The organism is Chthonobacter rhizosphaerae (genome assembly GCF_013839525.1).
In the GTDB taxonomy this organism is placed as follows: domain Bacteria; phylum Pseudomonadota; class Alphaproteobacteria; order Rhizobiales; family Pleomorphomonadaceae; genus Chthonobacter; species Chthonobacter rhizosphaerae.
Genome location: NZ_JACDIS010000009.1, coordinates 25,454 through 44,186 on the forward strand (window position 1 = coordinate 25,454; position 18,733 = coordinate 44,186).

General features: G+C 68.9%; 19 protein-coding genes. 9 read left to right on the forward strand and 10 right to left on the reverse strand.

The features are described from left to right. Positions 1–7: 7 nt before the first annotated feature. The 3 genes from HND91_RS16190 to HND91_RS16200 all read left to right on the forward strand — a co-directional run bounded on the left by HND91_RS16190 (position 8) and on the right by HND91_RS16200 (position 3,272). Positions 8–1,018: an SDR family oxidoreductase gene (locus HND91_RS16190; protein ID WP_181707645.1), complete on the forward strand. Its 1,011-nt coding sequence runs from the start codon at positions 8–10 to the stop codon at positions 1,016–1,018. A 237-nt stretch (positions 1,019–1,255) separates the two neighbouring features. Beyond that, entirely contained in the window at positions 1,256–1,723 is a 468-nt protein-coding gene (locus tag HND91_RS16195) for a DUF2231 domain-containing protein (RefSeq protein WP_181707646.1), read from the forward strand. Then, positions 1,713–3,272, forward strand: a complete 1,560-nt coding sequence (locus tag HND91_RS16200; RefSeq protein ID WP_181707751.1) for a PQQ-dependent sugar dehydrogenase — start codon at positions 1,713–1,715, stop codon at positions 3,270–3,272. The genes HND91_RS16195 and HND91_RS16200 overlap by 11 nt, the downstream gene beginning before the upstream one ends. A 53-nt stretch (positions 3,273–3,325) precedes the next feature. Here the strand turns inward: HND91_RS16200 and HND91_RS16205 are convergent, their stop codons facing one another. From HND91_RS16205 to HND91_RS16220, 4 genes are all read right to left on the reverse strand, one after another. Further along, the gene (locus HND91_RS16205) at positions 3,326–4,657 is read right to left on the reverse strand and encodes a DUF2254 domain-containing protein (RefSeq protein ID WP_181707647.1); all 1,332 of its coding nucleotides are present in this window, start codon (positions 4,655–4,657) and stop codon (positions 3,326–3,328) included. 283 nt (positions 4,658–4,940) lie between these two features. Further along, complete coding sequence (locus HND91_RS16210) at positions 4,941–5,411, reverse strand: hypothetical protein (protein WP_181707648.1); 471 nt, start codon at positions 5,409–5,411, stop codon at positions 4,941–4,943. A gap of 105 nt (positions 5,412–5,516) precedes the next feature. After that, a complete protein-coding gene (locus tag HND91_RS16215; protein WP_181707649.1) occupies positions 5,517–6,299 on the reverse strand; it encodes an anti-sigma factor in 783 nt (260 codons plus the stop codon). After that, the gene (locus tag HND91_RS16220; RefSeq protein ID WP_181707650.1) at positions 6,292–6,819 is read right to left on the reverse strand and encodes a sigma-70 family RNA polymerase sigma factor; all 528 of its coding nucleotides are present in this window, start codon (positions 6,817–6,819) and stop codon (positions 6,292–6,294) included. Before HND91_RS16220 ends, HND91_RS16215 begins: the two co-directional genes overlap by 8 nt. 151 nt (positions 6,820–6,970) lie before the next feature. Here HND91_RS16220 and HND91_RS16225 point away from each other — a divergent pair, with 151 nt between their 5' ends. Beyond that, complete coding sequence (locus HND91_RS16225; RefSeq protein ID WP_181707651.1) at positions 6,971–7,825, forward strand: Crp/Fnr family transcriptional regulator; 855 nt, start codon at positions 6,971–6,973, stop codon at positions 7,823–7,825. A 44-nt stretch (positions 7,826–7,869) separates the two neighbouring features. Here HND91_RS16225 and HND91_RS16230 read toward each other — a convergent pair whose 3' ends face one another. From HND91_RS16230 to HND91_RS16245, 4 genes are all read right to left on the reverse strand, one after another. Then, positions 7,870–9,309 carry a Do family serine endopeptidase gene (locus tag HND91_RS16230; RefSeq protein WP_181707652.1) on the reverse strand — a complete coding sequence of 480 codons (1,440 nt, stop codon included), beginning with the start codon at positions 9,307–9,309 and terminating at the stop codon, positions 7,870–7,872. Between the two features lie 28 nt (positions 9,310–9,337). Beyond that, positions 9,338–9,829 (reverse strand): PRC-barrel domain-containing protein, encoded by a 492-nt coding sequence (locus tag HND91_RS16235; RefSeq protein ID WP_181707653.1) that lies wholly within the window; start codon positions 9,827–9,829, stop codon positions 9,338–9,340. 42 nt (positions 9,830–9,871) lie between these two features. Further along, complete coding sequence (locus HND91_RS16240) at positions 9,872–10,549, reverse strand: PRC-barrel domain-containing protein (RefSeq protein ID WP_181707654.1); 678 nt, start codon at positions 10,547–10,549, stop codon at positions 9,872–9,874. A gap of 67 nt (positions 10,550–10,616) precedes the next feature. After that, positions 10,617–11,801, reverse strand: a complete 1,185-nt coding sequence (locus tag HND91_RS16245) for a PRC-barrel domain-containing protein (RefSeq protein ID WP_181707655.1) — start codon at positions 11,799–11,801, stop codon at positions 10,617–10,619. Between the two features lie 221 nt (positions 11,802–12,022). On the opposite strand from HND91_RS16245, the gene HND91_RS16250 reads away from it, so the two are divergent. The 5 genes from HND91_RS16250 to HND91_RS16270 all read left to right on the forward strand — a co-directional run bounded on the left by HND91_RS16250 (position 12,023) and on the right by HND91_RS16270 (position 15,328). Next, positions 12,023–12,709 carry an HdeA/HdeB family chaperone gene (locus HND91_RS16250; RefSeq protein WP_181707656.1) on the forward strand — a complete coding sequence of 229 codons (687 nt, stop codon included), beginning with the start codon at positions 12,023–12,025 and terminating at the stop codon, positions 12,707–12,709. A 72-nt stretch (positions 12,710–12,781) separates the two neighbouring features. Further along, the gene (locus tag HND91_RS16255) at positions 12,782–13,336 is read left to right on the forward strand and encodes a sigma-70 family RNA polymerase sigma factor (RefSeq protein WP_181707657.1); all 555 of its coding nucleotides are present in this window, start codon (positions 12,782–12,784) and stop codon (positions 13,334–13,336) included. 182 nt (positions 13,337–13,518) lie between these two features. After that, positions 13,519–14,007, forward strand: a complete 489-nt coding sequence (locus HND91_RS16260) for an EF-hand domain-containing protein (protein WP_210272752.1) — start codon at positions 13,519–13,521, stop codon at positions 14,005–14,007. 93 nt (positions 14,008–14,100) lie between these two features. After that, a complete protein-coding gene (locus HND91_RS16265; protein ID WP_181707658.1) occupies positions 14,101–14,340 on the forward strand; it encodes a hypothetical protein in 240 nt (79 codons plus the stop codon). A 325-nt stretch (positions 14,341–14,665) separates the two neighbouring features. Next, positions 14,666–15,328 (forward strand): FkbM family methyltransferase, encoded by a 663-nt coding sequence (locus HND91_RS16270; RefSeq protein WP_181707659.1) that lies wholly within the window; start codon positions 14,666–14,668, stop codon positions 15,326–15,328. A 318-nt stretch (positions 15,329–15,646) separates the two neighbouring features. On the opposite strand, the gene HND91_RS16280 is transcribed toward HND91_RS16270, so the two are convergent. Together HND91_RS16280 and HND91_RS16285 are read right to left on the reverse strand one after the other, a co-directional pair. Beyond that, positions 15,647–16,954, reverse strand: coding sequence for an HlyD family type I secretion periplasmic adaptor subunit (locus tag HND91_RS16280; protein ID WP_181707660.1), 1,308 nt, complete (start codon positions 16,952–16,954; stop codon positions 15,647–15,649). Then, positions 16,944–18,650, reverse strand: coding sequence for a type I secretion system permease/ATPase (locus tag HND91_RS16285; protein ID WP_246329530.1), 1,707 nt, complete (start codon positions 18,648–18,650; stop codon positions 16,944–16,946). Before HND91_RS16285 ends, HND91_RS16280 begins: the two co-directional genes overlap by 11 nt. Positions 18,651–18,733: the final 83 nt, after the last annotated feature.

The window sequence follows — 18,733 nt, forward strand, 5'->3', positions numbered from 1 at the left end:
TGAACGCATGAGCACCGACAAGCCCGACTACTCGCGCCGCCTCGTGGTTGGCGGCCTCACCGGCGGCCTCGCCGCCATGGCGACCGGCGGCGCGCGCGCCCAGGATACGCAAGCCGCAGCGCCGTCCGCGAGCGCCCCGCCACTCGTCGACCCGACCACCAAATACCCCAAGCCGCCGTTTCCCCGGCAGGAGCAGGACTGGCCGGGCCTCGCCAGCCGCATGGATCCCAGGCCGGATCATGGCGAGGAGAGCTACCGCGGTTCCGGCCGCCTTGCCGGGCGCAGGGCCCTCATCACCGGCGGCGACAGCGGGATCGGCCGAGCCGCGGCCATCGCCTACGCCCGCGAAGGAGCGGACGTCGCGATCAACTATCTTCCGGCCGAAGAGAGCGACGCGCGCGAGGTCGCAGACCTCATTCGGGCGGAGGGACGCAAGGTCGTGCCGATCGCCGGAGACATCCGCGACGAAGGCTTCTGCAACACCCTCGTGGAAAGCACCGTCCGCGAGCTGGGCGGGCTCGACATCCTCGTCAACAACGCTGCCAGACAGCATGCGATGTCGGATATCTCGGGCCTGACCACCGAGCTCCTCGACTGGACCTTCAAGACGAACCTCTACGCCCTGTTCTGGATCACGAAGGCCGCATTGCCGCATCTGAAGCCCGGCTCGGCCATCATCAACACCACATCGGTCGTCGCCTACGACCCGCCGGAAGGACTGGTCGACTATGCCGTCACCAAGGCGGGCATCATGAACTTCACGAAGAGCATGGCCAAGCAGCTCGCGCCGAAGGGCATCCGGGTCAACGGCGTCGCGCCCGGCCCGTTCTGGACCCCGCTGCAGCCGAGCGGCGGCCAGCCGACCGAGGAACTCCCGACGTTCGGTTCGGACACGCCCATGGGTCGCCCGGGCCAGCCGGCGGAACTCGCCGGCGTCTATGTCCTCCTGGCCTCGGGTGAGGACAGCTACGCCACCGGACAGATCTATGGCGCGGTCGGAGGACGGGGCGGTCCCTGACGGGATCTGCGCATGCCACTCCGTTGGTCGCAGGAGGTGTGTTCCGGCCGGACGTGCCGGGCGACCTCAAGCGACCGACGGCTGATCGTTGACGTCATTCGTGTCAACGCGAGGTTGGGCCGAGCTTCGGCGCCGATCAACGATGCCTGCAACCGGGCATCGCGGCGCCTCCACGCGGAACAAATGTCGAAACCACCGTTTGTTATGGGCAGATCCCGCACCTCATGAAGGCCCGCCATGCCGCCAATCAGACACTCGCATCCACGCTCGACCGCATCGGTGGCGGGACATCCGATCCATGTGATGCTCGTTCCGTTTCCGATCGTGAGCTTCATCTTCGCCCTCGTGACGGACATCGTCTACTGGCGCACGTCGGAGTTGATGTGGCTGGAGTTCTCCGCCTGGCTGCTGTTCGCCGGCATCGTGTTCGGGGCGCTCGCGGCGCTCTTCGGCGCGATCGATCTCCTGTCCCGCAAGGAGGTACGGGCTCTGCGCCCCGCGTGGGCTCACGCGATCGGCAACGTGGTCGTGCTCGGCCTGGCGTTCGTCAACAATCTCGTCCACGCAGGCGACGGCTGGACCGCTGTCGTTCCCTACGGGCTGATCCTGTCGGCGCTGACCGTCCTCGCGCTCCTGGTGACCGGCTGGCTGGGCGCTTCGCTTGTTCATGTTCATGGCGTGGGAGTGCAAGATCATGTCGACTGAACCCCGCCTGCGCCGCGTCATAGCCCTCGGCACGACCGCTCTCCTCGCCGCCGTCCTGGTCGGCTGCACCGACGAGAGTGACGGCTTCGACACCTCCAGCCAGATCGGCCCCGATCCGGTCCTCCCGGAACCGAACCCTGGGCTTCTGCCTGATATGAAAATCGCCGAGGTGGTCGGCTGGCAAGACGGGCAGACCCCGATCGTGCCAGATGGCCTGACGGTCACCGCATACGCCAAGGACCTCGCCCACCCGCGCACGGTGCACACCCTGCCGAACGGCGACGTGCTGGTGGTGCAGTCCCGCGGCCCCGAAGGCAAGCCGCTGCCTCGGCCCAAGGACGTCATCCGTGAATGGGTAATGTCGATGGCGCAGGGCGGGGGAGGCGGCCCGGAGCAGAAGAGCAACCTCATCACTCTGCTGCGCGACGCCAACCGCGACGGTCAGGTGGACGAGCGAAAGGACCTTCTGACGGACCTGCACTCGCCGTTCGGTGTGGCCTGGCACGACGGCGTCCTGTATGTCGCCGCGGCCGATGCGATCCTGAGCTATCCGTACGAACTCGGCCAGATGGAGATCACGGCGGAGCCGACCATCCTGACGCCGCTTCCCGGCGGGCCGATCAACCACCACTGGACCAAGGACCTGGCCCTCAGTCCGGACGGCCGGTTCCTGTATGCGTCCGTCGGATCCAACTCGAACGCTGCAGAGCGAGGCCTGGAGGCTGAGAAAGGGCGCGCCGCGATCTGGCAGGTGGACAGGCAGACCGGCGCCGCCCGCGTCTTCGCATCCGGCCTGAGGAACCCGAACGGCCTGACCTTCCACCCGGAAACCGGCGAGCTCTGGACCGTCGTCAACGAGCGCGACGAACTGGGGCCGAATCTCGTGCCGGACTACATGACGTCGGTGAAGGAGGGCGGTTTCTACGGCTGGCCCTGGAGCTACTTCGGCACTCATGTGGATGAACGGGTCCACCCGCCGCGGCCGGATCTGGTGGAGAAGGCGATCGTCCCCGACTACGCGCTGTCGAGCCACGTCGCGGCGCTCGGGATGACCTTCACGACCGACTCGGCCATGCCGGCCCCCTTCGCAAACGGAGCCTTCGTCGGCGAGCACGGCAGCTGGAACCGGAACGCGTTCAACGGCTACAAGGTCGTCTACATACCGTTCGAGAATGGCCGTCCTGCCGGAAAGGCGCAGGACGTGGTGACCGGCTTTCTCGACGGTGACCGGGCCATGGGCCGGCCGGTCGGCGTCACCATGGACGGCACCGGCGCGCTTCTCGTCGCGGACGATGCCGGCAACACGGTCTGGCGGGTCGCGGCGGCGGATGGTTCCGTGACACCGGAGCCCATCGCCTCCGACCGTGTGGCGAACAACCCGGTCGACGCCGGTCCGACCGGCGCGTCGACCGCTGCGCCACCCGCGCCGCCGGCTCCTGCGGCGGCGGATGGTGGCGCGGCCGCCCCGAACGCCGGAACCGCGCCGGTCCTGCCTCCGCCGCCGACCGACGTCGCGCCTGCCACGCTGCCGCCGGGTGCCGGCCAGTAGCGGACGGCCTGCCGGCGGCGCTCTCCTGGCGCGTCCGCGCCGGCATCGCCCGCCTATTCGGGCGACGCGTAGGATCTCGACAGAAGGTGGTCCTTGGCCCGGGACGCGGCGGCGTCGAAGTCCGCGCGGTCGGCGGGGTCGTCGAGGGCGCGTTCGGCGGCGCGGGCGGTCGCCCGCAGGTGGTGCAGGAGCGCGGCTCGGTGCTCCTCGGTCCGCGTCGCCGAGGCCAGCTTGCCGAGCATGGACGCGAGGCTGATGATGACGGCCGCATTGCCGCGCGAGGCCGCCGCCTGACGGACCTGGTTCAGCGCCACGTCCGCCATGCCGCCGAAGGTGGACGACCGCCCGACGACGCGCAGCCGCCCCTTTGAATCCGCCAGCGCCACGCAGTCGGGAACGTCCTTCCCCATCAAGCGCTCCAGAGCGGCGCCGAGCCTGTGGACGACGTCCACGGCGGTGAACGGGTCGTTGGTTCCCGGCGAGAGGGCGCGGACCGCGATTTCGACCAGATGGCGGATGGAATACTCCACGTCCTGGGTGGGCGTCCGCTGGGAACCGACCAGGAAGGCGGACCGGACCTCCGCCTGAAGATCCTCCGAAGCGGACCGGTCGGCCGCGATGACGGCGTGATCGCCCGACGCGAGCACGAAGTGCCCCGGCCGGACCGAGATCCGGATCGTCGCGTCCTCCCGCTCGGCCATGCGCAGAAGCCGTTCGTACTCGACGACCTGGACGTAGCCGCTGCGCCCGATGGACAGGGGCGTGCTGACGGCCCGGTCAGGCAGGGAGCCGGACGGCCGCTCCCTGGAACCGGCGTCCGGCATGGCCGCGACGGCGGACAGGAGGTCCGACGCGACCTCGTCGATGACCGTGTCGGCGATGATCGACCGCGCGACCTTGTGGACATGGAAGAGGAGGGCGAACAGGCAGAGGCCCACCAGGGCCGTCGCCGCCGTGACGGCCACGTCGGGCACATCGTCGGAGCGGACGCTGCGGATCACCACCAGGATGAACACGATGGTGGAAAAGAAGGTGCCGATCACCGCCTGGATCTGGCGATCCCGAATGAAGTTCCAGATCAGGCGCGGGCCGAGTTGGTTCGCCGCGAGGGAGAGGACAACCATGGTGATCGAGATCACCAGGGACGTCATGGTGATCATGCCCGACAGGAGGGTGCCGAGGAGTTCCCGGGCCGTCTCCGGGTCGCCGCCGAAGTACCACCAGGCGTCGATCTCCTGGAGGATCGGATAGTCGTCGGTCCAGGTGACCGCGCGCGCCGCGCCGGCGGCGGCGACGCACATCACCGCCGGGATGACCCACAGGCGGCCCCGCATGGACTCCAGGATGTTGCGGATCCGGTCGAGCGATCCCTCCAGCATCCTCATCCTAGCCGTCCTCCACTCCGGCCTCCATCGGTCGTCGAGACCGCGCCCGCCGCCGGTTCCACCCCGCGCGCCAGCCTCACTGACACAACGCGGGCGCCGATATCGGTTCCAAGAGACGCATATCGGGCCTTGTGAAGGATGACCGGAGGCGAGCGTCCGAAGGGAGGCTCGGAACCGTGGGGAGCGGCCGGAGGGGCGCCCAGGGGCCGGAACCCGCGTGGTCCGGCGCCGATGCGCGCCGTCAGGGAGGATGGGCCCGCTCGCCACGGAGCGGGCGCCTGGCTCACTCGGCGGAGCCTTTCAAACGCCGGGCATGCTCCAGGGCGGCCATGCACTCGGCCTCGTTGCCCTGGCCCTGGAACATCCGCGCCTTGGCGATAGCCTGCTCGTAGGTGCGGACCTCGCCGGCGATGCCGGCCTGTTCCTCGTAGGCGTCGGATCGGGCCGCGGCCGTCTGGCCGCCCTCCTGCTGGCTGACCGCGTCCTGGTGGGAGGTGGCGCGGTGCGGGTCGCCGCCGCCGTGATTGGAGGCGAGCGGCATGGTCGAACCGTCCTTGACCAGGGCGTCGGCGTTCGCCGTGGTGACGGCGTCCTCCGCCCGGGGCTGCCCGGACGGATCCGAGCCGGACGAGCCGACGGACCCGGTCGCCGCCGAGCCGGACTGAAGAGCCGAGAGTTCGCTCGCGCAGTCGGCCAGAGCCGGCCCGGCGGTCAGCGCCAGAGCGGCGATGCTGATCATGAGTTGGTTTCGCATCCTGTTGATCCTTCGCTTCCGGGGCGTGCCGGATGATGTCGTCCGGAACGCCGGTTTCACGCGAAAGCAATCAGGCGAGGGTGCTCATGTTCCAAGGTCGGTCGACTATCCGCGGATCTTCGGAACCAGGCCCCGACGACTTGCCACGGTGAGACTGGTCGCGACCGATTCCAAGACGTCCTGCCGGACGTTCTTGCCGACCAGCGTGTAGCCGGTAGCCCCTTGCTGCCAGAACACGGCCGGCGTGGTCGGGTCCGTCACGGCGGTCGGCGGCACCGACGTCTTCCGGTTCATGGGGGACGCGACCAGGGACACGGCCCCTTCGGCCGATACGGCGTTGACGATGACGCTGCGGCGCCCATCGATCCTCTGCAACCGGACCTGGCGGACGTACCAGCCGCGCGGCAGCTCCGGGACGTCGACGGCCACGGCCGCGCCCAGCCTCTGGAGCTTCTCGTCGACCGGCTCGAACGTGGTGCGGACCATCTCGTCGAGTTCGGCGACCTGGATCGTGTCGCGGATGGAGAGTGCGAACGCCTCGTCCGCCGTCCGGATCGCCTGGCGGTAGGGCACCGACAGCGAATTGGCGAACCACCCGGTCAGCAGCAGCGACGCCGCGATGAGGCCGCGGGACGCGTTCGGGAACCAGCGCCGCCGCGACAGCGCCTTGTGCAGCCGGCGCGCCCGGCCGATGGTCTCGGGCGAATGGACCGGGCGCTTCTGGGCGAGCTTCATCGCGTCGGTCAGATGCATGTCGGTCATCACGCGCCGCGCCAGATCGCCGTCGCGGGCGATCAGCGCCTGCACCTCCAGACGCCGTTCCGGGTTGAGCTCCCCGTCCAGATAGGCGTTGATTTCCTGGTCGCTCAGGTCCACGCGATCACTCATTGCGACCTCCGATGACGACTCTCAATCCTGGTGTTCTCTCGTCCCCCGGCGCTCGCCGCACCAGCGCCCGCAGAGTCGCGCGCGCCCGGCTGAGCCGAGACATGGCCGTGCCCACCGGCACGTCCAGAAGGTCCGCCGCGTCCTGGTATGAATAGCCGAGCACTCCGACGAGGTGCAGGATCTCGGCATGTTCGCGGGGCAGGGCGTCGACGGCCTCGGCGACCTGGCGCAATTCCACGTGCTCCACCTGGCAGGGCGGACAGGCGGGATCGATGGCGGCCACCAGCGCGACCGCGCCCTTCTGTTCGGTGTTCCGGCGACCGAGCCCGGTCAGGTGGGTGTTCCGCACGATGCGCATCAGCCAGGCCGCCAGCGGACGCGCGCGGTCGTAGGCATGCTGCATGGCGAGCGCCCGCGCCAGGGCCTCCTGCAGGAGGTCGTCGGCATCCGCGTCATCCCGCGTCAGAACCCTCGCATAGCGCCAGAGCTCGTCGAGATGCGGGACCGGATCGATGTCCATTTGCCGTCTCATGAACCGTCTACCGGCTAAGCGCCGAACCTATTCCATGTTTCGCGTGCCCCGGCGGAAAGAAAGTCTGGATCGGATTTTTTGTGGAATGGCTTCGCAGGTCGGTCGGTAGAAGGGGCGAGTGGGACAGATGGAGCCGACGATGCAGCAGCCGATCAAGTTACCCCACGACGGCCGGCCGACGGTGGTCGGATGCGCGGGCCGCGGCCCGGACGCGGTCGACGGGACCGACCTGGTCCTGCGCCGGTTCGCCCGGTTCGTGTCGCTGACGGCCTCGGACCGACGCTACCTCACCCGGCTGGTCGAAGCGGCGGCTGTCCATCCGCCGCGGCGGACCGTGCTGACGGAGGGACGGCCGTGCGACTGCCTCCATCTTCTGGCCGGCGGCTGGGCGGTGGAATACCGGACGCTGCCGACCGGCGGGCGCCAGGTGCTGCGCATCCGACTGGCGGGGGAGATCCTCGGCGCCGAATGCATCGCCTATGGCGCCGCCCTGCAGTCGGTGCAGATGCTGACGAAAGGCGTCGTCGCCCGCATACCCCGCGCCGAGTTCGTCGCGCTCCACACGACCCATCCGCAGTTGGTCACCGGGCTGCACCTGATGGGCCTGTTCGAGCGCGCCATCCTGCAGGAGTGGACCATCAGCCTCGGCCGCCGACCGGCCTGGTCGCGGGTCGCCCACCTGCTCCTGGAGCTCGACGAGCGGTGCCGCGTGTCCGGCCTCGCGCGGATCTCCGGGACGCCCTTTCCGCTCACCCAGCAGGACCTCGCCGATTGCACCGGCCTGACCCTCACCTACGTCAACCGCGTCCTTACCGACATGCGGCGGAAGCGCATGATCGGGCTGCGGCAGCAGGAACTCGTCATTCTGAACCGGGACGAACTGGCGCGAGCCTCGGGTTTCCAGCCGCGCTATCTGCGTCCGACCCCGCCCCTTGGGCCCCTTTCCGGCCAGGACGCCGGCGCGGCGCCACGGCCGGTCGCATCCGTCCTCTGACCTGCGAGGGAACGCCCGGCCGCGACCGGCCGGGCGTCCGCGCGTCAGGCAGGCTTCCGCTCGAGGGCCACGAACCGATGGCTCCCGTTGGAACGGATCCGCATCAGAACCGGCTTGTCCGCCCCCTCGGCGGAGGCGACCCGCTCGCGCACATCCTGCGGAGACGAGACCGCGCCGCCGGCGACCTCCAGGATCACGTCGCCCTGTCGGAGCCCCTTCTGGTCCGCCTCGCTGCCAGGGGTCACGGCCGTGACCACCACGTCGCCGGACGGTCCGCTGGAGAGTTCGAGGCCGAAGTCGGCGAGACTGGTCTGGCCGCCGCCGGCGGCGGCCACCTGACGCTGCCCCGGCAATGTGCCGAGGTCCACCGAGAGCGTCTGCTGCTTGCCGTCACGCCAGAGGCCCAGCTCGACGGTCGTGCCCGGTGCGATGCCTGCGATCGTTCGCGCGAGGTCGCGGCTGTCCTCGATCGGCTGCCCGTCGACGGTCCGGATCACGTCGCCCGCCTCGATGCCGGCCTGGGCCGCGGGAGCGTTCGGCTGGGGCTCGGACACGAGCGCGCCCGACGGGTCGGGCAGCCCCAGCGCGCCGGCGATCTCCGGCGTGACAGGCTGGATCTGGACGCCGAGCCAGCCGCGGACCACGCGGCCATCGTCCTTCAGGTCTTCCACCACCTGTTTCGCCGTGCTCGCCGGGATCGCGAAGCCGATGCCGACCGAGCCTCCTGACGGCGAGAAGATGGCGGTGTTGACGCCGACCACCTTGCCGTCGAGGTTGAAGGCCGGTCCGCCGGAATTGCCCTGGTTGATCGGCGCGTCGATCTGGATGAAGTCGTCGTAGGGGCCGGCGCCGATGTCGCGCCCACGGGCCGATACGATGCCGGCCGTGACCGAACCGCCGAGGCCGAACGGGTTGCCGACAGCGAGCACCCATTGGCCGACCCGGACCGGGTCGTCGGCGAACTCCACGAACGGCAGGCCGGTGGCGTTCTCCACCTTGAGGAGGGCGAGGTCGGTCTGCGGATCGGCTCCGACCAGGGTGGCCTCGTGTTCGCGTCCGTCGGTGGAGACCAGCCGGTACTCGCCGCCGCCCTCCACCACGTGGTTGTTGGTCACGACGTAGCCGTCGGCCGAGATGAAGAAGCCGGATCCGAGCGCGGTCTCGCGGCGCGGCGCGTCCGGGGTCGGAATGCCGTCGCGATTGCCGGGTTCGCCGAAGCGGCGGAAGAAGTCCCGGAGAGGGTGATCCTCCGGTATCGCCGGCACGGCCGTCTGGGCCTGCGCGGCTCCGCGGCTGACGCGCACCGATACGACGGCCGGCTGGACTCGCTCCACGACGTCCGCAAAGCCCATGGACTGGTCCGCCGGAACGGGCGGGGTCTGCGCGAGGGCCACGCCTGCGGGAACGGCGGCGCCGACCGAAAGGGCGAGCGCGAGGGCCGGAACGGCGACGACGAACCTGGTTGACTTGTCGATGTGGGGCATGAGGTTGACCTTCAGTTCAGGGCGGCGGTCACTTGAAACCCGGTATGGCCTTGGCGAGCGCGGCGACGGACTTGTCCGACTTCAGGCTGCTCAAGGGCTCCGGGAGCTCCACCTGGAGCCTGGACGCGCTCTTCTTCACCTTCACGGCGGCGAAGGGGACCGGGACGGGGTCCGCGCCCTTCGCCTTGGGCTCCACGATCGCGGCCACGATGCGCCCGCCGGGAACGACCACGAGATCCTGGACGGTGCCGCTGACGTCGCCGCCGGGCGCGGTGACCTCGGCGCCGAGGAGGTCGCGGACGAGGAGGCTGTCCTTGGCGGACTTGGAGAGGGTCGCGGCGGCGCTCTCGGCCGCCGTGGCGAGATCCGACGGGGCGGACCCGGTCGATTGCGCGGGCGATGACGACGCGTAGAGGCACGCGAACAAGGCTGCGGCGAGCAGAACGGCGACGCCGGGCAGACGATCCTCCTCGGGTCCGCGAGCGGCGCGGCGGGCGGTTTCGACGGGATGAGGCTTCATGACCTGTCCTTTCCTCTGGCGGTGGGCGGGAGCCCTTGGCGGTCAGCGGGCGACAAGGCGGTCGTAGTCGAACTCCGGCGTGGCGAGCGCCTCCTGCCGGGACATCGGCAGCGAGAACCGCCCCTCGCCGGGCGCCCAGTCCGGGCCTTGGCCGGCATAGGGGAAGGCGCGCTTCCACGAGGGCCCGGCGCCCTCCGGGGCGGCGACGATCACGGCGACGAGCCGGCCGTCCTTCAGGGCGAAGTCGTCGACGCGGCCGAGTAGCGAAGGCGACGGGCCGTCCTCGACGACGACCTCGGCGCCGATGCGGGCCTGGACGCGCCAGTACGGGGCGTTGTCCTCCGGCAGGTCGGCCGCAAGGTCGGGGCCGAACAGGGTGTCGGTCTCGTCGGCCGTGACCGGGATACGGATCGACGGCCGGTCGCCGATGACGCCGCCTTCGATCCGCTCCAGCGGGACGGCGAACGCGCCGGCGCCGAGGCCGAGCAGCGTGTCCGGCCCGATCACGACCGCGGCCACCCGCCCGTCGGCGCCGACCAGAAGGTCCTCCACCTCGCCGACGTCCTCGCCATGGCGGCCGTAGACGTCGCGATCCTTGATGAACTCCACGGCGCTGAGCGCGCCTGGATAGGGCTGCCGGGCCTCCTCGCCGCGACCGGGGACGGCCAGCACGGACAGGAGGAAGGCGGCTGCCGCAAGTCTGGTGGCTCGATGGTGCATCACGATCTCCCGTGCCGTCCCGGTCCTTCACGGACCGGGACGGCTCCGAGGCTGAATGGGTTCAGGTTTACTGGCGGAGTTCGACCTCGGCCTGCTGCTGATCGTTCAGCGCCCGGAAGTTGGGGCTGTCCTCGTTCCATTCGGGCATGGCCCGGATGTCGTCGTCGGTCAGGCCCTGCACGATCAGCCGGTCGTCGGCGATCGTCATGTTCTGGAGCGGGATGGCGACCTTCTTCTCGCCAAGGCCCAGGAACCCGCCGTGCGCCACGATGGCCATCGTCTGGTTGTCGGCCGTGTTCGTGACGAGCGATTCCACGTCGCCGAGCTGGTTGCCCCGCGCGTTCACCACGTCCATGCCGGTGAGTTCGGACACGGCCAGTTCCCGCGTCTCCGGCGCGCTCACGGCTCCGGTCGCCTGGTTGGCGGTGGCGCCGGTCGGCTGTTCGTCGGCGGCCCGGAACGCCTGCTGGGTGCGCTCGGCGGCGTTCGGGTCGGCCGGCTGGCGGGCCTGGTTCGGCCGCTCGGCGGTCTCATACCGGATGGTCGGCTCGCCTTCCTCGCGCTCCACGCGGATCTGCGGCTCCTCGGCCTCATACCGGACGTTGGGCTGACCGGCGCGCTGGATGTTCACGTTGGCCTGCTGTTCCGCCGGGACGAACTCCACCTGCGGCTCCTGACCTTGGTCGGTCATTATCCGCGCCTGCTGGTCCGGCTGGACCACCTCGACCTGAGGCTCCGGCTGGGACACCTGGATGTCCGGACGGGTCTGGGACACCCGGACGTTCGGTTCGGGCATGCGGACCACGATCTCGGGCTTCGGGATGCGGACCGTCACCTGGGGGGCGGGCTGACGCACGGTGATCTGCGGCTGTGGCTGCGTCACCTGCACGTTCGGCTGCGCCTGCTGGATCCGGATCCGCGGCTCGGCCTGGTCGATGCGCACCGACGGCGCGTTCTGCTCCACGACGATCCGGCCGTCGTCCGCCTCGCCCTGCTGGCGGGAGGACTGGGCCTGGGCGAGCACCTGACGGCACTCTTCCTGGTTGCCGGACCGGCGCAAGGACTGCAACTGCGCCGCCGAGAGACCGACGTTCGCCTCGGGGTTCTGGTGCGCGAAGGTCAGAAGCCGGTCACAGGCGTTGGCCTGCCGCTGCTGCTGCTGCTGCTGCTGCTGCTGTTGCTGCTGGGCCGATGCCGGGCTCGCCATGAGTACGGCGACGATGGCGATCGAGCTGAGTAGATGCGGTTTCATTGTCGAACTCCTCTTTGCTTGCAGGGGCCGGGCAAGCAATGGAGCGACGGGACCGATGTTCCGAGCGGATGCGTCACATATTTTCGCGCGGTGTAAGCCAGCCGTTCTGGATCGTCGCAGTTTATGATCTAGTACAAAACTGCGAAACGCGGCTCCGGTGGCCAGGTTGACCGGGCGGACACAAGCTGTCCTCCAACGGATACAACCCAAGGAGCCACCTCATGATGCGAGCCACTCTTTTCACGGCCACCGCCCTGGCGCTGCTCGCCGGTCCCGCGCTGGCGCAGGACAGCGGCAGCGGCCAGTCGTCCTCGTCGGCGACTCAGAGCGCGAACGCCGGCGGGAAGTCGGCTTCCGACGTGACCTGCCGCGAGATCACCGCCATGGACACCCAGACGGTGCCCGGCATCCTCTATTTCATCAGCGGCTATTCCGAAGGCGAGCGCAGCGGCATGGCCGGCGGCCAGCAGTCGAGCGGCTCGGGCTCCGGCGGGCAGGGCGGATCGAACGCGGCGGCCTCCGCCGGCGGATCGGGCTCGGGCGGCGCCACGGGCGGATCCGGCCAGACCTCCGACATGGCCGCGACGGGCAGCACGTCCGGATCCGGCGGGTCGGGCTCGGCGTCGACCGGGGCCGGGACGAGCGGCAGCGGCGGCGCGTCCGGGACCGACATGGCGGCCGCAGACACCGGGTCCGGCGGTTCCGGGTCCGGCGGGACCGGGTCGGCTTCGTCCGGCGGCTCGTCCTCCGGCATGAGCCCGCAGTTCAGCGCCATCCGCGGCTATTTCGACATCCCGGTTGAGCAGGTGGTCGTCGCCTGCCAGGCGGAGCCGGACTCGCGCGCGTCCGACGTGATGAACAAGCAGCGGTCCGGCGGATCGCAGACCCCGTCGACCTCCAACCAGTGACCCCGGCGTCGGCCGCTTCCGGTCCTCTCGGGTCGGACGCGGCCGCCCCACCGAGCCAGAGGAGAGGCGCACATGGCGGACGAGACTTTCAAGATCGACGTTCTGGCGTTGCTTCCGGCGATGCAGGCCTACGCCCGCGCGCTCACGCGGAACGGGCCTTTCGCGGAAGACCTGGTGCAGGAGACCTTCGCCCGGGCCGTCGCGTGCGCCGACCAGTTCCGGCCGGGCACGAACCTGAAAAGCTGGGTCCTGCGCATCGAGCGGAACCTGTGGTTCAGCGAATACAACAGGCAACGCCGCGAGCAGGCCGGGTGCGCCCTCGACGCCTATCCGGGGTGTTGCTCGCCCGACCAGGAGTGGCGGCTCCACCACCAGGACATGATGGCCGCCCTGCGGCGGCTGCGCCCGGAGCACCGGGACGTGCTGGTGCGCATCGGAGCGGGCGGGACGAGCTACATCGACGCCGCTCGCCAGGCCCGCTGCGAGGTGGGCACCATCAAGTCCCGGTTGAACCGGGCCCGTGAGGCGCTGTCGGTCGAGATGGGGATCCGCGCGGCCGCCGAGGTGGCGGGCCAGACCCCCGGGCCGCAGCCCTGGCACGGCTGGCAGGTGGTCCTGCCGTCCTGACCGCAAACAGCCTCGGCGGCGCTCCGCGACCAGAAGGGATGCACCCCGGCCGCGTCGGCGCCGCAGGACGGCGACCCGCTGATCAGATTGGAACGATGATCGGTGACGTCATCGCGGACACTTAATCTGTATTTTGGCGTGGGGGGCTTGATACTTCTGAATAGATCAAGCGTTCGATCCAAATGGAAACGTCGGAAACCAAAGGAGAGACTGAGATGACTTCCAAGTTCACCACCGTCGCCGCGGCGACTCTGATCATGGCTTTCGGAGCGGGTTCGGCGCTTGCGCAGGACGCCTACGCCGATTGGGACCAGAACAGCGACAAGACCATCAACTCGACGGAGTGGAACACCGGCTGGGGCCAGAACGGCGTCTTCGACCGCTTCGACGGCAATAACGACGACGTGTTGTCCGAGGACGAACTGAACACCGGGCTTGCCGGTCAGAGCACCGGCTCGACGTCCACCGGCGACGCTTCGCGACTGGAGACCCGGTTCGGTGACGACGCCTACTCGAATTGGGACGCAAACGACGACGGCAACCTCACCGAGGACGAGTTCAACACCGGCGTCTTCTCGGCCTATGACCGCGACGGCAGCGGTTCGATCGAGGAGCCCGAGTTCGGCGACGTGGGCGACGACATGGGCGACGGTGGCTTCTGGGACGTCTGATCCCGATCCGCTCGCCTGACGCAACGGCGGTCCCGGCCATGCCGGGCCGCCAATCGAGGACTGCTGACCATGCGAACAACGACCCTCCTCCTGGTGGCGAGCGCGTTCGTCGCGCTTCCGGCGGGCGCCCAGGACCAGACCGCCCAGACGACTCCCGGCACCGCCCGCGCGGTGTTCATGGACGCCAAAGGAAATTCCATCGGAACGGCCGTTTTGACCGATACGCCCCACGGCGTGTTGATCAGCGCCGATCTCACCGGCCTGCCGCCCGGCGTGCATGGAGGACGCCGAGACGTCGAACAAGCGCGCCGCGTGATCGCCGCGTTCCCCTGAAGCCTTCAGGCCTCATGTCGCTGCCAGCAAGCGCCGTAGCCGCGCTCTGCTGCTTTTACCCTGCGCTGGTCGTACTCCCTGTCGTAAGGCCGCTTGAACGCGAAGGCTGCGGCGCGCTGGACGGGCGGGCGGGTCGGCTTCTAAACTCAAAGCGGCTTCAAGGATTGCGCCGGCAGACGTCGGCCAGCAGTGTTCTGGTCGCGCACTGTCGACCAGCAGACAAGCGCTTGAAAGGTTGGACGTGATGCTTGGGAGAGTATATCAAGATTTAAAGAATCATGCCCTTTATGCAAATCTGTCTTTAAGGCGGCCCGAGAAGGCGAAATTGGGAAAAATCGTCGTTCCTTTGTCGGCAACTGCCGAACTTGAGAAAACACGTCGAAGAGTCTACTTGGGAACGTACGAAGGACCAGAACGACGCGCTTTGGGAGGCATTATTCGCAAGGATGACATAGTTCTTGAAATCGGAGCCGGAGTGGGAATTGTCTCCGCGAGCATCGCCTCTCTTCTGGAAGATGACGCGAACCTGACCGTGTACGAAGCAAATCCGAACCTTGAAAAGTCAATCGTTGCAGTCGCAGAGGCAAATGGATTCAGCTACCGCCCCCGGATTGCGTGCATCGGCGCTCAAGACGGCTTAGTGGAATTTTTCGTCAATGATCAATCTTTTGAGTCATCATCTGGTTTCCTCCGGAATTCAGCTGAACAGCGTAAGATAAATGTTCAGCAGCATGCATTGTCTACTGTTCTCGACGAGCTACATCCAACGGTGCTCGTGATTGATATTGAAGGGGCTGAAGCTCAGGTTCTAGACACGACTTTCCCCTCTCACGTGCGCGCCATGAGTGTAGAGTTCCACCCTCATATAACCGGAAACAATGTAATCAGCGGGATTGTCAAAGGGCTTCTCGACCAGGGTTTTGATCTCTTGATAGACAGCTCCTCCGAGCGAGTCCTGGTGTTTGTGCGCTCCGGCACCGCTGAGTGATGCTTTCAGGCATATGAGCGCATTTACTTGTCATGCTGAACTGATGGGCCTCGGTCTTGGAGATCAGAGGTCGAATGCGTTTACCGATCAGGTACATTCGGCCATCTCCGGCCCGGTAATCGCCCGGATGGCGGGCGCCAGGCCTTGGAAGAATGCGTCGACCCCGATGACCTACGAGGTCGGCGGCCGGCAGTTCGTCGTCATCATGGCCGGCGGGCACCACTTCATGGAGACGCCCATCGGCGACGCGCTCGTCGCCTATGCCCTGCCGGAATAGGCGCGGGTCGCGTCGCTTTGGGGCGTCGCCGCGCTCTGCGCTCACCCCTCGCGCAGGGCGTGGGCGACCTGGTCGGTGATCGGCTTCACCAGGTAGGAGAGGACCGACCGCATGCCGGTCTCGATGAAGACCTCGACCGGCATGCCGGGCCGGAGCACGTCCTTGAAGGTCTGGAACTGGTCGTCGGACACGTCGAGCCGGGCCACGTAGTAGGATTGGCCGGTCTGCGGGTCCGAGCTGAGGTCCGGGGACACGTCGAGGACGTGGGCGGACAGTTCCGGCGTGACGCGCTGGTCGAGGCCGGCGAGGCGGACGCGCGCGGTCTTGCCCGGGGACACCTGGTCGACGTCGTTGGGGGCGAGCCGGGCCTCCACGATGAGGCCCTCCTCGGTGGACACGATGCTGACGAGGGTCTGCCCGCTGGAGACTACCCCGCCGATCGTGTGGAGCATCAGCTCGTGCAGCTGGCCGGCCAGCGGCGCCCGGATCTCCAGCCGGCTGGACCGGTCCACGGCCGCCACCAGTTCCTCCGAGAGGCGGGCGATGTCGGTGCGCTTCTGGTCGAGCTCGGTCAGGAGCGCCTGGAGGAATTCCTCGTCCACCTGCAGGCGCTGCAGCTCGGTCTGGGTGATCGCCTGCTGAACCTCCACGATGCTGGCCGCGAGGGCGGCCCGGCTGCCGAGAAGCGAGGCGCGTTCCCGGCGGATGGCGGACAGCTGGCTCTCCAGGATCAGCTTCTTCTCCTGCAGCGCCGTGAAGTCTTCGATCTGGTCGTCCAGGAGGGCGAGGCTCTCTCCGATGGAGTCCTGCTGGGCCCGGTAGGCGGTGATCTGCTCGTCGTACTGGGCGATCTGCCGGGTCAGCTGCGCCTTCCGGCTTTCGCGGGTGGCGGCGCGGGCCGCCATGAGGGCGCGCTGGCCCTCGACCAGGAGGCGCGTGGGCTCGTCCGTCGCGGCGGCGATGTGCGGCGGGAAGACGATCTCGCCCCGACCCGCCTGCTCGGCGAGGAGCCTGGCCTCCTGGGCCTGAAGCTGGTCGAGCTGGCGGCGCAGGACCGCGACGCTCGCCTCGACCCGGGTGCCGTCCAGGCGGAACAGCACCTGGCCGGCGCGCACCTCCTGGCCTTCGCCCACCAGGATCTCGGAGACGATGCCGCCGTCCGGGTGCTGGATGTGCTTGGCGCGGCCCTCCGCGACGATCTTGCCGGAGCCGATCACGGCCCCGCCGATCTCCGCATAGGCGGCCACGCCGCCCGCCCCGCCCACCAGGGCGACGCAGACGAGGAGCGCGGTGGCGAGCTGCTTGCGCAGCGACCGCTCGACGGCGCGTTCCAGGATCTCATACCGCATGGGCGTAGCCTTCCGTCTGGGTCGCGGCTCCGGGGAGAAGGGCGACCTTGGAGAGAATCTCGTCGCGGTCGCCGAAGGCGGCCTGCTGACCGTTCTGGATGAGGAGCACCTTGTTGACCGCCGCGAGCGCGCTCTTTCGGTGGGCGACCACCACCACGATGCTGCCGCGCTGGCGCATGGTCGCGATGGCGGCCGCGAGGGCCTGCTCGCCTTCCACGTCGAGGTTGGAATTGGGCTCGTCGAGCACGATCAGGAACGGGGCGCCGTAGAGGGCGCGCGCGAGGCCGAGCCGCTGGCGCTGGCCGGCCGACAGGCGGGCGCCGCCCTCGCCGACCCGGCAGTTGTAGCCGTCGGGCAGCTTGGCGATCAGCTTGTGCACGCCGCAGAGGCGGGCGGCCTCCACGATGGCGGCCATGTCGGCGTTCGGGTCGAAGCGCGCGATGTTCTCCGCCACGGTGCCGTCGAAGAGCTCGGCGTCCTGGGGCAGGTAGCCGACGAACCGGCCGCGATCGGCCTCGGTCCACTGGTCGAGGGTGGAGCCGTCCAGCCGGACGGCGCCCTTCAACGCCGGCCAGACGCCGACGAGGGCGCGCGCCAGGCTGGTCTTGCCGGATCCGGACGGGCCGATGACGCCGACCGCGTCGCCGGCCTTCAGGGCGAAGCCGACGCCCTGGAGAAGGACCATCGGCTCGCCGGGCGCGCTGGTGGCCAGCTGGTCGACCGTGAGCTCCGCGCGGGGGAGGGGGAGATCGGCCGTGCCGGCGTCGCCGTCGGCCTGCTTCAGCGCCTGGTTGAGCCGGCCGGAGGCCTGCCGGGCAGCCACGAAGGCGGGCCAATGCGACACCGCCTGCTCGATGGGCGCGAGGGCGCGGGCCATGATGATGGACGAGGCGATCATCACGCCCGGGGTGATCTCCTGGCGGATCGCCAGGTAGGCGCCGAGGCCGAGCATGGCGGACTGGAGCACCAGCCGCAGCAGCTTGATCAGCGAGGAGTAGAAGTTGGAGCGGTCGGACGAGCGTTCCTGCGCCGCGTAGGTCTCGGCGAGAAGCTGGCCGTAGCGGTGGGCGAAGCGCTCGCGCATGCCCATGGCGGTCACCACCTCGGCGCTGCGGCGCGCGGTCTCGGACAGCTTCGACTGGGCGGCGGTCCGCTGGCCGACCTCGCGGGTCGGGGCGCGCGCCGTGAACTCGTTCGCCACCACCAGCGCGAAGATCAGCACGCCGCCGCCGAGCGCCATCACGCCGAGCCAGGTGTGGAACAGGAACACCAGCAGGAAGTAGAAGGGCATGAACGGCAGGTCGAAGATCGCCGCCGGCCCGGGCGAGGCGAGGAAGCGCCGCACCACGTCCAGGTCCCGGTCCGGATGGACGCCCGCGGCGCGCTGGCCGGCGAGGATCGGGATCCGGATGTTGGCCGTCAGGACGGGGGCGGCGAGGGCCGCATGCACCCGGGTGCCGATCCGCGCGAAGGCGCGCGAGCGCAGGATGTCGAGGAGGCCGCTGAAGGCGTAGAGCCCGAGCGCGATGCCGGACAGGACCACCAGGGTGGGCACGCTGGCGCTGGCCAGCACCCGGTCGTAGACCTGCAGCATGAACAGCGGGCCGGTCAGCATCAGGAGGTTCAGGACGGCGCTGACGATGAAGATGGACAGAAACGCCGACCGGCATGTCCGGATCGCTCCGGCAACCGTCATGGTTCGGGTTGAAGGACGCATGGTTTCCCCCGCCTGTTGTTCTGAACTTATCTAAAATTGAATGTGTCAGGCCGAGCAAGGAG